Genomic DNA, 15,187 nt, shown 5'->3' on the forward strand with positions numbered 1-15,187 from the left:
TTAGCAACAGAAATACTAAGCGTTTGAAAAGAAAGGAAGAGAATCCTTGCAGAAAACCAATAGTCCCACACCTATCCACATATCCTATCTTTTGATAAACAGTCCGCCCCTTTTCAATCCCCCGAAACCAAGCTTTCATAGGCCATTTCGGTTATTTCGGCACTTCTACAACACATTTTCTCCGAAAAGTTTTTGTAATCTCCAAGTAAATCGTATTTTTGTGTACAATTTTGGTGTAGTGATGACAGACGAAGAAAAGAAGCTATTAAGTACCTTTGAAGCCAGACTGCGGCATTTAATCTATCTGCACGATGAATTAAAACGCGAAAATGCTGAGCTAAAGCAACTTCTTGAAGCCAAAGAGGAGGAATACGGGAAGGTACAAGCTGAATACCGGGAACTGGAACTTAACTACACGAACCTAAAAACAGCTACGACAATCAGCCTTAACGGCAGTGACGTGAAAGAGACGAAACTGCGATTGTCCAAATTAGTGCGTGAAGTCGATAAATGCATCGCTTTGTTGAATGAATAAAGAGAAGAGGATGTATGAACGATAAGATAAAGATAAACCTGCAGATGGCAGGAGCCTCCTACCCTCTCACAATCAACCGTGAGGACGAGGAAATGGTAAGAGAAGCCGCCAAGCAGGTAGATATCAGGCTCAATGCGTATCGGGAGCATTATCAGAATGTGTCTCTAGAGAGAATTATAGCCATGGTGGCCTATCAGTTCGCTTTAGAAAACCTTCAGTTGAAGGACCGTAATGATACTGAACCCTATACCGCTAAAATAAAGGAACTGACAGAGGTATTGGAGACCTATTTCAAGGAACAATAAGCTGCAATCCCTCCGTCGGGTCGGTAAAAGAGAGAAATTCGCGCACTGTACAAAAGTTTGCCCTTCATCAAAGCAAGCTTTTATGCAGTGCTTTTTTATTTATATACTAAAAACAAATTAATAAAATGACAGTAGTTACAATAGTATTATCCATTGCCTGCTTCATTGTCGGAGGGTTTGCCTCGTACTTGTTCTTCAAGCACGGGCTGAAAAACAAATACGACGGTATCCTGAGAGATGCGGAAGCGGAAGCGGAAGTGATTAAGAAGAATAAGTTGCTGGAAGTAAAGGAAAAATTCCTGAACAAGAAGGCAGACTTGGAAAAAGAAGTGGCCCAACGTAACCAAAAGATACAGCAGGCAGAAAACAAGCTGAAACAACGTGAATTGGTACTGAACCAACGCCAGGAAGAAATCCAGCGCAAGAAGATGGAAGCAGAAGCCGTGAAAGAAAATCTGGAAGCCCAGCTGTCCATCGTAGACAAGAAGAAAGAAGAACTGGAGCACATGCAGCGCCAGGAAATAGAAAAACTGGAAGCTATCTCCGGACTTTCTGCCGAAGAAGCCAAAGAGCGCATGGTAGAATCCCTAAAGGAAGAAGCCAAAACGCAGGCCCAGTCCTACATTAACGACATCATGGACGACGCCAAGCTGACGGCAAGCAAAGAGGCCAAGCGCATCGTGATACAGAGCATCCAGCGCGTGGCTACGGAAACAGCCATTGAAAACTCAGTAACCGTATTCCACATCGAATCAGATGAAATAAAGGGACGTATCATCGGTCGCGAAGGCCGCAACATCCGCGCCCTGGAAGCTGCCACCGGTGTGGAAATTGTGGTAGACGATACTCCGGAAGCTATCGTATTGTCAGCTTTCGACCCGGTTCGCCGTGAGATTGCACGCCTGGCATTGCACCAGTTGGTAACAGACGGACGTATCCACCCGGCACGTATCGAAGAGGTAGTTGCCAAAGTACGCAAGCAGGTAGAAGAGGAAATCATCGAAACCGGTAAACGCACTACTATCGACCTGGGCATCCACGGTCTGCATCCGGAACTTATCCGCATTATCGGTAAGATGAAATACCGTTCTTCATACGGCCAGAACCTTTTGCAGCATGCACGCGAGACAGCCAATCTTTGCGCTGTGATGGCATCAGAGCTGGGACTCAACCCGAAGAAAGCAAAACGTGCCGGACTGCTGCATGATATAGGCAAGGTACCCGATGAGGAACCGGAATTGCCGCATGCACTCTATGGTATGAAGCTGGCAGAAAAGTTCAAGGAAAAGCCAGACATCTGCAACGCCATCGGTGCCCACCACGACGAAGTGGAAATGACCAGCCTGCTGGCCCCCATCGTACAAGTATGCGATGCCATTTCAGGAGCACGCCCGGGAGCACGCCGCGAAATTGTAGAAGCATACATCAAGCGCCTGAACGACCTTGAGCAACTGGCCATGTCCTATCCGGGAGTGACAAAGACATATGCCATCCAGGCAGGCCGTGAGTTGCGTGTCATTGTCGGTGCAGACAAGATTGACGACAAACAGACGGAGAACCTTTCCGGTGAAATCGCCAAGAAGATTCAGGACGAAATGACTTATCCGGGTCAAGTGAAGATTACCGTTATCCGTGAGACACGTGCGGTGAGCTACGCAAAGTAACATCAGAAAAGAAAATAAATGCAGGAAAGGGTGAATTCGTATTCACCCTTTTCTTATTTTTGCACCACAACCATAACTTTACAAAATGAAAGATTATCAGTTTGAAGTTTGTGCCAACTCCGTAGAGAGTTGTATTGCCGCACAAGCCGGCGGAGCAGACCGGGTGGAACTGTGCGCAGGCATCCCCGAGGGGGGGACAACCCCCTCATACGGTGATATCCTCATCGCACGGGAAGCATTGCAACAGACCAAATTGCATATCATTGTCCGTCCCCGCGGAGGAGATTTTCTTTATTCCTCCACCGAACAGCGCATCATGCTGAAAGACATAGAGAATGCCCGTCGTCTAGGCGCTGACGGAGTCGTGTTCGGTTGCTTGACGGCAGAAGGAGATGTAGACATTCCATTGATGGAGCAGCTTATGAAAGCCTCACAAGGGATGTCCGTCACCTTCCACCGTGCTTTCGATGTATGCAGAAATCCACGAAAAGCGATAGAAGATATTATCGAATTAGGATGCAACCGCATCCTAACTTCCGGACAGCAACCTACAGCAGAGCGAGGCATTCCCCTTCTGAAAGAGCTCCAACAACAAGCATCAGACCGAATCATTCTATTGGCAGGCTGTGGGGTGAATGAAGCCAACATAGCCCACATTGCCCGAGAAACCGGCATCCGCGAATTTCATTTCTCCGCCAGGGAAAATATCGAGAGCTCCATGCTCTATCATAATTCCGCCGTCTCTATGGGAGGAACGGTACATATTGATGAATATACACATACCGTCACTACTGCGGAGCGGGTAAAGCGTACAATCGGAGCATTAAAAGCCTCTCCCCTAGCCCCTCCCCCGTAGGGAGGGGGACAGAGATAGTCCTACAAAATACAAACAAGAGCAACTTCAAAACTCCCCTCCCTACGGGGGAGGGGTCGGGGGAGAGACCTATAAAAAAAGGATGTACCTTTCGGTACATCCTTTTTTATATCATAGGATAAATATTATTTCTTCACCGGAGAAGAGTATCTTGCATTCAGACCATCCAGAATCTCACGGGTGATGTTATAGACACTGTCTGCATAGAGCAGGTTGTCAAAACCCGTATTGCTGATAATCATGCTGTAACCTTTTGTCTTATTGTACTCCTTCAGGAAAGCATTGATAGAATCACGCAGTTGCAGGCTGTTCTTTTCATTCTCACTCATCAGTTCAGACTGCAGCTTGTTGCTCAGGTTCTGCAAATCCTGCTCCAACTTTGCAATGCGGTTGTATTCCTGCTGTGCTCTCTCCTGAGAAAGATAAGCGTTGTTCTGATACTTTGTCTGGAATTCCTGCTTCTGCTTCTCCAGTTCGCTGGCTTTCTGGTTCAATGTCAGACGGACATTCTCGCCCTTCTTCACCATAGCCTCATTCAAGTCTATGCAATAGTTGTATTTTGCCAAAAGCGTATCTATTTCAACATAAGCAATTTTCATTTCCGATAATCCGCCGGCTTGTGCAGGAGCGCTTGTTGTCTGTTTATCAGTATTGCCGGCACATTGAGCAAATAAAACGATCAGTGCGAGAGCTGCCAGACCGTTCATGAGGTAGTTTAATCTCTTCATAATTGATAAATATTGTTTTTTAAAATTAGTTCATACTATCGTTTAAGGCTTTTTCCAATTCATCAATGGAAAAACGGGACTTGCGTTGCGCTTCCCTATCCTGCGACTGCACGCAACCGATACCTCTATCGCGCATTGCCTTATTGCCACTGACATGCCCGTTAGGGAATCTCCCGCCTTTCACAAAAAAGACCTTCACACCCAATAAAACAATGCAAATAGCAACTATTAACAGAGTTATCAATATTGTATCAAGCATTTCCATTAATTTTGTTACATGAAAATAGTGTTTTTACTATTTTTGTGGGTGCAAATATAGGGCTTTGGTTGGACTAACTCGCCTTTTTTACTCTAAAAAAAGAGAAAGGGGAATAAAATAGTCAATCAATTTAACCATATTTAGCAATAAGTGGTTAATTTAATGGAGAATTGATATTTGACAATTGATAATGAAGGCTGCATAAACACATGTAAGGCAGCCGCTAATTCAGATAATTATGGAAAAAAAAGACTTGAAACCGGCTGGTGTATTTCACTATTTCGAGGAAATCTGCCAAGTGCCGCGCCCTTCGAAGAAGGAAGAGAAAATCATTGCTTACTTAAAAGCATTCGGAGAAAAACATAAGTTGGAAACGAAGGTGGACGAAGCCGGAAACGTTCTGATAAAGAAACCCGCTACTCCGGGTATGGAAAACCGCAAGACTGTCGTACTTCAATCGCACATCGACATGGTATGTGAAAAGAACAACGACGTGAAGCACGACTTCCTGACCGACCCTATCGAAACCGAAATTGACGGTGAATGGCTGAAAGCCAAAGGTACAACCTTGGGAGCCGACAACGGCATCGGTGTAGCCACCGAACTGGCTATCCTTGCCGACGACAGCATCGAGCACGGTCCTATCGAATGCCTCTTCACCGTGGACGAGGAGACCGGACTGACCGGTGCCTTCGCCCTGAAAGAAGGCTTCATGAACGGAGACATTCTGTTGAACCTCGATTCCGAAGATGAAGGCGAGCTCTTCATCGGCTGTGCAGGCGGTATAGATTCCGTTGCCGAATTCACCTACCGGGAAGTGGACGTACCGGCAGGATATTTCTGCTGCAAAGTGCAGGTAAAGGGGCTGAAAGGCGGACACTCCGGCGGCGACATACACCTGGGGCGCGGCAATGCCAACAAGCTGCTGAACCGCTTCCTGAGCCAGGCATCCCAGAAGTACGACATGTACCTTTGCGAAATAGACGGTGGTAACCTGCGCAACGCCATTGCCCGCGAAGCACACGCGGTAATTGCCATACCCGATGCCGACAAGCATGCCCTGCGCACAGACTTGAATGTCTTTGCCGCCGAAGTGGAGGCAGAATATGCCGTCGTTGACCCGGACCTCCAATTCGTACTCGAATCGGAAGCAGCCCGTCCCAAAGCCATTGACAAAGATACCGCCAAGCGCTTGCTGCAAACCATCTATGCCGCACCTCACGGTGTGTATGCCATGAGCCAAGACATTCCGGGGCTGGTGGAAACCTCCACCAATCTGGCCTCCGTAAAGATGAAACCCGGCCATATCATCCGCATCGAGACCAGCCAGCGCAGCTCTACCGCCTCCTCCAAACAAGACATTGCCAATATGGTGCGTACTGTATTCGAAATGGGTGGAGCAGCCGTATCGTTCGGCGACGGATATCCGGGCTGGAAGCCCAACCCGCATTCAGAAATCCTGGAAGTGGCTGTTGAGTCCTACAAACGTTTGTTCGGTGTAGATGCCAAGGTAAAAGCTATCCATGCAGGTCTGGAATGCGGACTGTTCCTTGACAAATACCCGGCACTGGACATGATTTCCTTCGGACCTACCCTGCAGGGTGTGCACTCTCCCGACGAACGGATGCTGATTCCTACCGTACAGAAGTTCTGGGACCATCTGCTGGATATACTGAAGCACATTCCGGTGAAATAAATATCCCGCGTTCCTTAAAGGGGAACGGGAATAGTTTGTATGAACGTTATCCATAAGATAGGAGTTATACTCTTCCTTCTCTGCCCGTACATCAGTCTGTACGGGCAAGAAGGAAGAGATACCCTCACGTTTCGGATAGTAAGCTACAATGTAGAAAACCTATTCGATTCCCGACATGACACACTAAAGAATGACTACGAGTTCCTGCCGGATGCCACCCGGCATTGGAACTACTCTAAATACAGAAAGAAACTGGATAATATAGCCCGCGTCATCATCGCCACCGGAGGATGGACGCCGCCTGCCCTTGTTGCCTTGTGTGAGGTGGAGAATGACAGTGTGATGCGCGACCTTACCCGCTACTCTGCCTTGCGCGAAGCAGACTACCGGTATGTGATGACACAATCTCCCGACGAACGCGGCATCGACGTAGCGCTGCTTTATCAACGTAATCTTTTCAAACTGCTTTCCTATCAGAGCCTCCCCGTAGACAAGCCCCGGAAGAATAGCCGTTCCACACGGGACATTCTTCACGTCAGCGGATTGTTGCTGAACCGGGATACGCTTGATGTACTGGTAGCTCACTTCCCATCCCGTTCGGGAGGGGCAAGAGAGTCTGAACCCTACCGGCTACTGGCTGCCCGAAAGGTGAAGCATGCCATAGACAGCCTATACACGATACGCCAACATCCGCAAATAGTCCTTTTAGGGGATTTCAACGATTATCCGGAGAATAAATCGGTAAAGGAGGTGTTGGAGGCAGCAGCACCGTCAACATTGCAAGACTCTCTACATCCACAAAAACTTTACCATCTACTGGCAAGAAAAACCAAGACACGCAAGCACTTCGGCAGCTACAAGTATCAAGGAGAATGGGGACTGCTGGACCACATCATCGTATCGGGTACGCTGCTGCAAGAACACGCACCGCTATATACAGAGGAAGCGAAGGCAGACGTATTCTGCCTGCCCTTCCTACTGACAAGAGACAAGAAATACGGAGGGCAGCAACCCTTCCGCACCTACTACGGGATGAAGTATCAAGGAGGATACAGCGACCACTTGCCTGTATATGCGGAGTTCCGGTTGATATATTAGTCGGAATACTGATACAGTTTCAAGTCAAACTTCTGTACCATCACCAGCAAGTGGTCGAAGATGTCGGACTGAATGCGCTCGTACTCTTTCCATACCTTGTTGCGAGAGAAGAAATATACCTGGATGGGTACCCCATACGTCGTGGGTTCCTTCTGGCTGATAATCAAGTCCATCTCCTGGTTCACCACCGGCAGGCTGCACAAATAGCGTTCGATGTAGATACGATAGAGCTGCGCATTGGTTGGCACCTCTCCTTCTGCAGGCTGATAGTCGGCCATCAAGGGGACTTCCTTGCGGATATTATCCAGCATTTCCGGAGTGCAGAACTTCAAGGTAGTCATATCCAGAAAGATATTCTTGTTTACCCGTCGCCCGCCACTTTCCTGCATGCCGCGCCAGTTCTGGAAGGAGTTGTTCACCAGGGTATACGGCGGTACGGTCGAGATGGTTTCGTCCCAGTTGCGTATCTTGACCGTGTTCAGCGTAATCTCCTCTACAACTCCATTGGCAACGCCACCCGGCAGCGCTATCCAGTCCCCTATCCGCAACATGTCGTTAGCAGAGAGCTGCACGCCGGCTACAAACCCCAGAATGCTGTCCTTAAATACCAGCATCAGTACAGCCGCAGATGCGCCCAGACCGGCAAACAAGGTCATAGGAGACTTGCCTATCAGCACTGAAACCACTATGATGCCTCCGATAAAAAACAGTAGCACTTGCAATACCTGCACGAAGCCTTTCAGCGGACGGTTCTTCTGCTTGTCCTTCATGTTATAAACATCGAGCATCACCAGCAACAAGCCGTTGATAGTAAGCAGCACCGCCACAATGATATAGACAGCACACACCTTTTGTGAGAACTCAAGCATCTCCTTTCCACGCACAAAGGCCATGGGCAGCAGGTAGTAGATGAGGATTCCCGGCAGAATATGTATCAAATGGTGTATCACCCTGCGTTTCATCAGCAACGTATTCCACTGATGGGGAGAGCGCCGGGTATAATGCTTCATACCGCCAACGAAGATTGCCTGGCACAAATAGTCCAGCCCTATCGAAAGCCCCACCATCAGCAGTGCAATAATCGTCTCGTCAAACATATCGGCAAACTTCGGGTCTATCCCCCAACCTATCAGGACTTTATTCATCCATCCTCCTAAACTCATCATAAGCTCTCTTTTTTTTGAAGTGTCTTGTTTGTATAACAATCCAAAGATAAAGATGTTTTCAGAGAACGGCAAGCATATACCCTTTTTTCATCAACGACTCAATCCTCACGCTCGGGTCGTTTTTTAGCGACCGCCGCAGATAGGACATCTGTACATTCAAGGCAAGGGAGTTGGCATACGAGGCAGTGCCCCACACAGCATCCAGCAACGTATCGCGACTGACAGTCTTATTCACATTCAGCGCAAGCAAGCGAAGGATATCGGCTTGACGGGAAGTAATCAGCACCTTACTATTTCCCGTACGAATCTCGTTCGTACTGTAATTGAATACGGAATGGCCGAAAGCATACATCTCATCCTCCGCCACGCCGGACAACTGCGAAGTGAAACGCTCGCGGATACGCGCTGTCAGCTCTTCCGGATAGAAAGGTTTGGCAAGATAATCGTTCGCCTTCAGTTGGAATCCTTGCAGGCGGTCGGCCTTATCGCTACGGTCGGAAAGGAAAAAGATCAGGACGTGTTTATCCATCTCGCGGATGCGTTCAGCCACTTCAAAGCCATTGTAACCGGGCATATTGATATCGAGCAATACCAAATCAGGCTTTATGAGCGGAAATTGTTCCAGAGCAATTTTCCCGTTTCCGGCATAAGTCACTTCATAGCCTTCCTTCTCAAGAAAGCGCTTCAGCAGCATTGAATATTTCAAATCATCATCGGCAAAAAGTATTTTCAAGGCTTTCATATCATTGGTTATTTTAGAATAGGGATTATGCGGGTTAGCACGGACTTATTGGGGAATATTAATTTCAATCATTGTTCCCTTGCCTGCCTGACTATTTAAAGAAATGCTCCCATGATGCGCCTCTACCAGCAACTTTACATAGCTCAACCCCAGACCAATGCCGGGCAATGAACGGTCTGGAAGATTACTGCCCCGATAGAACTTATCGAATACACGGTTCTGTTCGGAAACCGGAATGCCGATGCCATCATCAGACACCCGTATCGTCAATTGGTGATCCTGCAAAAGGCAATCTACAACAATATGCACAGACTTGCCCGAATACTTTACGGCGTTCTCTATCAAATTACTGATAATATTAGAAACATGCACCGGGTCTGCCGTTACCAGAGTCTCCGAACTGAAATGGGTTTCAATAGCAACATCCTTACCCTCAGGAACATGGTAAAGCCGGACAAGCTTTTCCAAACTCGTCTTTATATCAAATGTACGGACGGAAAGCTGCGTGTGTTCATCATCGGCACGCGTCATATCACGTAGTTTTGAAAGATAGGCCGACAAGTTATCCAGCTCGGACATGGAATCGTGAATCACTTCATCCATCGCTTTCTCATCTGTTCGCATAGACTTGTCATTGAGAAAGGCGATACACATTTTCAGAGCCTGGACGGGACGTTTCAGTTCATGTATCATAGTGTTTACAAAGCTTTTTCGCAGTTCGTCTATCCGCCGTTGCTTCAAGATGGTTTTTATCTGAAACAGCAGACAAAGCCCCAGCAGAAATATCAGACATGTACTGCCCACTAACTGCCAACCCATACGCACAAGTACCACATGAGGTGAAACCTTCACGGAAACAAGCACAAACTGGCGTTTCAGGGGATTATAAGGATACATTACTTCTATATATGGATTGAACAATGTACCTTGCCGTTTCAGTTCCGCATTCCACTGGTAAATGGAATCTTCGGAAACCACCAGATGCGTAGTAAACGTTTGTTCGTCCAAACGTATGGCAAGCAAGGAATCAAATTGCTGCAACGCAAAAGGCACATCCAACTCCAAACGATAAAGATTAATAATAGAGTTCAAATTAGGAGCATCTTTATCGGACATATTGATTTTGAATGAATCCTTCGCAATGAGCCGCTCTTCCGGCAAAAGGGTGTCTAACGCCAATGCCCATTTCCTACGCTTTGCCTCTCTCTCTTTATCATCTGTACTGGCAGAGTCCTGCTGCTCTATTTTGAGAGTTTCTATATTCTTTTGGCCCAAGCTCTCCAAGTCCCGCCCTTTCAGAACACCCAAAATTAATTCGTCGATAGTGGTCCGCTTTTCCAAATCAATGGATTTGCTCAAGTGATAGAAGAACATATTGGTATTGCTAAGCACCTTTTTGGGTTGGGGAGTACGGATAGAGTCATACTGTTGGGTGGTCTGCAAGATGCAATCATAAATACCATTGATTTGTTCATCATTCATATACTGATACTGATTACGCAACCAGTAGACCTGTCCGCAGGTAATAAGCAGTATCGATGCGATGGAGAATATCCAAACGATCTTAATCCGTTGTTCCATAATTGTTCTTTTTTAGTCTCACTTAGAAAGACTTTCATTTAGTACCGACAAAGGTAGAAGTTAGCTTGCAAATATAGGTACGTGCGAGGCAGATATTATGCATTGAGTAATATTTCAGTAATAACTTTCAGCCTCTTCTGAAGCAAAATCCGCATAGTTTTGCAGTACAATAATCGCTGGAAGCAATATGTAAAACCTCTAAAAATGTAAAAACTATGAGTGCAAGAATTATTTTCCTCAATCTGTGTCTCGCTATATTGTTCGCATCACAAGCGAAGGCACAAATCATCGTTTCTGATGGAACGAAAATACAGAATGATACCATCGGTGAAGCACAAATCCTTGTGCAATATGAAACGCGCTGTATCAGTAATACGGAAAAGCCGGAAAATGTTACGGAAGAAACCATGATGCTGGAAGTCGGTAAAAATCTCTCTAAGTTCTACAGTTACACCAAGTATGTTTGCGACTCTGTACTGGCAGTAGACTTCGCCAATAAAGCCTCGCAGGAAACGATTAATGAACATCTGAAACAATACGGAACAAGCAAACTGAGCGAACGAACCTTCAGAGGTTATCCTGCCGGAAAAGTAACGACTCTCGATGAAGTGGCAGGCATATCCCGCCTGCGTTGCGAAGAAACGGATGAACGTCCGCAGTGGAAGATACTGGCAGAAAACGATAGTGTCCTCTCCTACCTTTGCAGCAAAGCCGAATGTCAATTAAAAGGCCGTACATGGACGGCATGGTTTACTGCAGAAATACCCATAAGCGAAGGTCCATGGAAGCTTTGCGGACTGCCCGGACTGATACTGAAAGCCGAAGACAGTGAAGGGCATTATTCATTCACTGCCACAGGTGTAGAGCAATGCCACACATATCGGCCGATACTTTTCGACGGAAAGAAGCACGAACCGATGAACCGCAAAGCATACAACAAAGTGCACGAACGTTATTATGCCGATCCGGTAGGATTTATCACCGGAAGCATGCCGAACGTCACCGTTAAGGTTAGTGATGAACACGGCAATGCAACCAAGAACCCGAAAAACGTTCCTTATAATCCACTGGAACGATAATATTTCTCCACACCCGTAAGCATTCGTGAAATCTATCGCATACTGAATGCATTTCAGTCGTATACTGAACCCTATTCAGTCGTATAGTGAATGCCATTCAGTCGTATACTTAAACATCCTCTTTTTACGCATTGATAATCAACAAATTACGAAATCACCATAATCGTATAAAAATTTCAACAAACTTCAATTGCCAAACAATCAATTATTGCAGTGTATGAATAAAAAAACTATCATTCTATTTTTCCTGTTTCTCTTTAGTTTCTTGTCGCCTACCTACGCCCAGACGTTGAGCGGCAAGATAACAGATGCAGAAACCAATCAACCGCTGGAAGCTGTAATGATTAGTGTATTACGCGGACACACAACGATAGACTATGCATTGACCGATGCCAAAGGACAATTTTCTTTGCCGTGGAAGCATAGCGGAATGCTGCAACTCAATATTTCTTTGTTAGGCTATAAGAGAGAAATGCGGAATATCAATGCGGCAGGAATCCTGAATCTCAGCCTACAACCGGAAGCTATCGTATTAAAAGAAGTACAAATACGTCCCGGACGTATCAATACCCGAAAAGATACGGTGAGATATGACTTGGCACAGTTTGCTTCATCTAAAGATGTGCACATAAAGGATGTATTGAAGAAACTTCCGGGCGTGGATGTAGATGAAAACGGACAGGTTAAGTATAAAGGGAAAGCCATCGACCACTACTTTGTGGAAGGAATGGACGTGACAGGCGGACGTTATAACCAAATCAACAACAATCTGAGCGCCAAAGCCGTAAAGAGTGCGGAAATCATGGAGAACTATCAGTCAGTAAAGGCCTTGAAAGGAAAAATCAATTCCGATGAGGTGGCATTGAACCTGAAACTCGACCCGAAAGCACGCGATCAATGGATAGCAAACGGTACTCTGGGAACCGGATGGAGTGAGAACAACAAAATCCTGTGGGAAGGCAGACTGAATGCCCTTCAACTGGGTAAAGGAAAACAGAGTGTCTATAATTACAAGACGAATAACAATGGCAAGGACCTCAGCAACGAGCAAACCAAACTGACCGGAAATGGCCAGCAACAAGTTCCGCTTTCCGGTTTTCTCTCCCAGCCGGGCATCAGCGCACCATTAGACAAGAATCGCTTATTATTCAATGAAACCCACACCCTGAACGGCAACCGTATGTACAAATGGAATGATGACCGCAGCTTACGCCTGCAAGCCGGATATACTCATGAGCTAATCCAACAGCAACGGGGAAATACCCAAATCTATTATCAACCGACAGATACCATACAAATAGACGAAACCTACCATTATCGTCTGAGAAGTGACATCGCTAATCTGGAACTGCGTTATGAAGACAACAGCAGCCGGAATTATATATCCAACCGCTTCACCGTAGACGGAGAAATAAATCGCGGACGTTCGGAGGAACTGGGACAAACTCTGCAAACGTCACAGCTAAGTGCCGGAAACTACTTCAATCTTATCCGAAACCGGGAAAGCGGAACCTGGGAATTTCGTTCGACGACACAGTATGCTTACCAGCCTGCATCCTTACTACTCGAAGAAGGAAAAAGTAAATTCAACCAGCACAACTTCTACACAGATAACAGTGCCGCATATCTACGAAAGTATGATGGATTTACCCAACAATATAAGGCAGGAATACAAGGAGAACGGGCTACCCTGAAATATACTCCGACAAGACAGCCCAATGATTTCAATGCTTCGCATCTGTCATTGCATATTACCCCCTACTTCCAGCTGGAACGTGGAAAATGGCTGGCTACACTTTCGCTTCCTCTGAAAGCAGATCGGTATTTCTCACAACAGCGTTCGTTCCTGTTCTTCAATCCGTCCATGTATTTGCGCTATAAACTGGATTATCATTGGACGTTCTCCCTTTATGGCAGTCTGAAACGCTCGGCAGAAGACTTCTCCGACTTGTATCCGGGACTCTACCAAACTGATTACCGCACCTGGCGAGACGGCAACGGACTTTTCCCTACCAGCCTCACGCAAACCTACAATCTCTACGGAGAGTACAAAAACACTGTACAGGAATTTTTCATCACTGCCGCACTAACCTACAGCCGCAGCAACCGGAATACTCTTTTCGAACAGAGTGTTTCCGAAAATGCCATTGTCTACACTCGTCGTGAACTACCGAACCATAACGATAGCTGGAATCTCAGCAGTACTTTCTCCAAAGGTATATACGACTGGCATTTGAAAACCTCACTCACCCTACTACTCAGTCGCAGCAATGGCGAACAGCTTACCCGCCTGGCTGACAGCGAGGGTAACCGGCAAAGTCTTCTGCAGACCTATCGTTATGATTATCTGAAAGCAGAGCCTAAAATAATCTGGTCTCCCGCAGATGTTTTTGAAGCGGAATATCATGCCACATTAGGCTATGGCGGCAGTAAGATAGGAAGTGATACCCGTCTCACCCCGTTACTGGACTTCGTACAACGGCTACATCTCACATTCAGTATCGGGCAGGTAGACCTACGGCTATCCGGCGAGCATTACCGGAATGACTTAGGAGGGGACGCACATCTCAACACCGTGTTCGCAGATGCATCCCTTATCTATAAAAGAAAAAAATGGAGATTGGAAGCAAGCCTCAACAACCTGTTCAACAAAAAAGAGTATGCTTACACAACGTATTCCACCACGCAAAGCTACACTTCACGACTAAATATACGTCCGAGGGAAGCAATGGTGACGATAAATCATCAGTTCTGAGCCTGCAATATCATCACCGTGGAATATATCAATATCCCAACTATCGTCAATCCGCCCACCAATATGGGAGCATAAATATGGGGGACTTTCTTCATGGTCTTATACCCGCTGACTTTCAGGAAAAGGCGATATACAATGTATGCGGCAATCAATCCAACCAATGTTCCCGCGATGAGATCGCCCGGATAATGCACTCCCAAGTAGACACGTGAATAGCAGGTCAGCAACGCCCATCCCATCATAAACACAGTGAGCCATCGTTTACGGAAAAGAAACCAGACAAAGAATGCCAGACCAAAAGTATTGGCAGCATGACAGGAGGGGAATCCATAACGCCCTCCTCGATGTCCGTTTACGATATGCACCATGTCGGATATGGGATTTTCCAGATTGGCGGGACGAAGGCGTTCCACATACGGGCGTATCAATGTTGCCCCCGTCTGGTCGGCAATGGTAATTACGAGTGCCAGACCGACCATGCAGAACAAAGTCACTTTCCAATGGAAGTTGCGCAGCATCACATACCAAATGGCAGCATACATCGGCACCCAGACCCACTTACCGCTGTAGGCACTCATAAAGTAATCGAAAAAGGTGTTGTGCATCCCATTGATGAAAAGGAATATGTTTGTGTCTATATCTATCGCCCCTTGCAAGACATCCATAAGTGCTGTCATACTTTATACTCTTATACTTTAATTATCT

The 15,187-nt window shown here is 46.5% G+C and carries 14 protein-coding genes; 8 read left to right on the forward strand and 6 right to left on the reverse strand.

The features are described 5' to 3' along the window. The first annotated feature begins 241 nt into the window (after window positions 1–241). The 4 genes from DW947_RS03880 (at window position 242) to DW947_RS03895 (ending at window position 3,360) form a co-directional block, all read left to right on the forward strand. Window positions 242–535, forward strand: coding sequence for a hypothetical protein (locus DW947_RS03880; RefSeq protein WP_008663836.1), 294 nt, complete (start codon window positions 242–244; stop codon window positions 533–535). Between the two features lie 14 nt (window positions 536–549). Further along, window positions 550–840: a cell division protein ZapA gene (locus DW947_RS03885; RefSeq protein ID WP_005826408.1), complete on the forward strand. Its 291-nt coding sequence runs from the start codon at window positions 550–552 to the stop codon at window positions 838–840. A 125-nt stretch (window positions 841–965) separates the two neighbouring features. Further along, window positions 966–2,504 (forward strand): ribonuclease Y, encoded by a 1,539-nt coding sequence (gene rny, locus DW947_RS03890; protein ID WP_005835816.1) that lies wholly within the window; start codon window positions 966–968, stop codon window positions 2,502–2,504. Window positions 2,505–2,589: 85 nt separating this feature from the next. Then, window positions 2,590–3,360: a copper homeostasis protein CutC gene (locus DW947_RS03895; RefSeq protein WP_119958451.1), complete on the forward strand. Its 771-nt coding sequence runs from the start codon at window positions 2,590–2,592 to the stop codon at window positions 3,358–3,360. 143 nt (window positions 3,361–3,503) lie between these two features. Here DW947_RS03895 and DW947_RS03900 read toward each other — a convergent pair whose 3' ends face one another. After that, a complete protein-coding gene (locus DW947_RS03900) occupies window positions 3,504–4,106 on the reverse strand; it encodes an OmpH family outer membrane protein (RefSeq protein WP_005835815.1) in 603 nt (200 codons plus the stop codon). A 25-nt stretch (window positions 4,107–4,131) separates the two neighbouring features. Next, window positions 4,132–4,365 carry a hypothetical protein gene (locus DW947_RS03905; RefSeq protein ID WP_005835814.1) on the reverse strand — a complete coding sequence of 78 codons (234 nt, stop codon included), beginning with the start codon at window positions 4,363–4,365 and terminating at the stop codon, window positions 4,132–4,134. Window positions 4,366–4,603: 238 nt separating this feature from the next. Here DW947_RS03905 and DW947_RS03910 point away from each other — a divergent pair, with 238 nt between their 5' ends. Together DW947_RS03910 and DW947_RS03915 are read left to right on the forward strand one after the other, a co-directional pair. Further along, window positions 4,604–6,061 carry an aminoacyl-histidine dipeptidase gene (locus DW947_RS03910; RefSeq protein WP_055288566.1) on the forward strand — a complete coding sequence of 486 codons (1,458 nt, stop codon included), beginning with the start codon at window positions 4,604–4,606 and terminating at the stop codon, window positions 6,059–6,061. Between the two features lie 39 nt (window positions 6,062–6,100). Continuing rightward, window positions 6,101–7,159, forward strand: a complete 1,059-nt coding sequence (locus tag DW947_RS03915) for an endonuclease/exonuclease/phosphatase family protein (protein ID WP_119958452.1) — start codon at window positions 6,101–6,103, stop codon at window positions 7,157–7,159. Here DW947_RS03915 and DW947_RS03920 read toward each other — a convergent pair. The 3 genes from DW947_RS03920 to DW947_RS03930 are packed head-to-tail and all read right to left on the reverse strand — an operon-like array spanning window position 7,156 to window position 10,648. Beyond that, on the reverse strand, window positions 7,156–8,325 hold the full coding sequence (locus DW947_RS03920; RefSeq protein ID WP_016273209.1) for a mechanosensitive ion channel family protein: 1,170 nt from the start codon (window positions 8,323–8,325) through the stop codon (window positions 7,156–7,158). The genes DW947_RS03915 and DW947_RS03920 overlap by 4 nt on opposite strands. A 58-nt stretch (window positions 8,326–8,383) precedes the next feature. Next, entirely contained in the window at window positions 8,384–9,067 is a 684-nt protein-coding gene (locus DW947_RS03925; protein ID WP_005835806.1) for a response regulator transcription factor, read from the reverse strand. A 45-nt stretch (window positions 9,068–9,112) separates the two neighbouring features. After that, the gene (locus tag DW947_RS03930) at window positions 9,113–10,648 is read right to left on the reverse strand and encodes a sensor histidine kinase (RefSeq protein WP_016273208.1); all 1,536 of its coding nucleotides are present in this window, start codon (window positions 10,646–10,648) and stop codon (window positions 9,113–9,115) included. Window positions 10,649–10,863: 215 nt separating this feature from the next. On the opposite strand from DW947_RS03930, the gene DW947_RS03935 reads away from it, so the two are divergent. Beyond that, complete coding sequence (locus DW947_RS03935) at window positions 10,864–11,727, forward strand: GLPGLI family protein (protein ID WP_057281764.1); 864 nt, start codon at window positions 10,864–10,866, stop codon at window positions 11,725–11,727. A gap of 217 nt (window positions 11,728–11,944) precedes the next feature. Next, on the forward strand, window positions 11,945–14,482 hold the full coding sequence (locus DW947_RS03940; protein ID WP_009036599.1) for a carboxypeptidase-like regulatory domain-containing protein: 2,538 nt from the start codon (window positions 11,945–11,947) through the stop codon (window positions 14,480–14,482). On the opposite strand, the gene DW947_RS03945 is transcribed toward DW947_RS03940, so the two are convergent. Next, entirely contained in the window at window positions 14,473–15,159 is a 687-nt protein-coding gene (locus tag DW947_RS03945; protein ID WP_022401654.1) for a phosphatase PAP2 family protein, read from the reverse strand. The two genes, DW947_RS03940 and DW947_RS03945, sit on opposite strands and share 10 nt — an antisense overlap. Window positions 15,160–15,187 lie beyond the last annotated feature (28 nt).

The organism is Bacteroides sp. AM44-19, assembly GCF_003603395.1.
Classification (GTDB): domain Bacteria; phylum Bacteroidota; class Bacteroidia; order Bacteroidales; family Bacteroidaceae; genus Bacteroides; species Bacteroides uniformis.

Bases quoted from the DNA above. Each gene is read 5' to 3' on its own strand.
- DW947_RS03895 (WP_119958451.1), top strand. From the start codon at position 2,590: ATGAAAGATTATCAGTTTGAAGTTTGTGCCAACTCCGTAGAGAGTTGT.
- DW947_RS03905 (WP_005835814.1), bottom strand. From the start codon at position 4,365: ATGCTTGATACAATATTGATAACTCTGTTAATAGTTGCTATTTGCATT.
- DW947_RS03900 (WP_005835815.1), bottom strand. From the start codon at position 4,106: ATGAAGAGATTAAACTACCTCATGAACGGTCTGGCAGCTCTCGCACTG.
- DW947_RS03940 (WP_009036599.1), top strand. From the start codon at position 11,945: ATGAATAAAAAAACTATCATTCTATTTTTCCTGTTTCTCTTTAGTTTC.
- DW947_RS03915 (WP_119958452.1), top strand. From the start codon at position 6,101: ATGAACGTTATCCATAAGATAGGAGTTATACTCTTCCTTCTCTGCCCG.
- DW947_RS03930 (WP_016273208.1), bottom strand. From the start codon at position 10,648: ATGGAACAACGGATTAAGATCGTTTGGATATTCTCCATCGCATCGATA.
- DW947_RS03910 (WP_055288566.1), top strand. From the start codon at position 4,604: ATGGAAAAAAAAGACTTGAAACCGGCTGGTGTATTTCACTATTTCGAG.
- rny (WP_005835816.1), top strand. From the start codon at position 966: ATGACAGTAGTTACAATAGTATTATCCATTGCCTGCTTCATTGTCGGA.
- DW947_RS03935 (WP_057281764.1), top strand. From the start codon at position 10,864: ATGAGTGCAAGAATTATTTTCCTCAATCTGTGTCTCGCTATATTGTTC.
- DW947_RS03880 (WP_008663836.1), top strand. From the start codon at position 242: ATGACAGACGAAGAAAAGAAGCTATTAAGTACCTTTGAAGCCAGACTG.
- DW947_RS03925 (WP_005835806.1), bottom strand. From the start codon at position 9,067: ATGAAAGCCTTGAAAATACTTTTTGCCGATGATGATTTGAAATATTCA.
- DW947_RS03885 (WP_005826408.1), top strand. From the start codon at position 550: ATGAACGATAAGATAAAGATAAACCTGCAGATGGCAGGAGCCTCCTAC.
- DW947_RS03920 (WP_016273209.1), bottom strand. From the start codon at position 8,325: ATGATGAGTTTAGGAGGATGGATGAATAAAGTCCTGATAGGTTGGGGG.
- DW947_RS03945 (WP_022401654.1), bottom strand. From the start codon at position 15,159: ATGACAGCACTTATGGATGTCTTGCAAGGGGCGATAGATATAGACACA.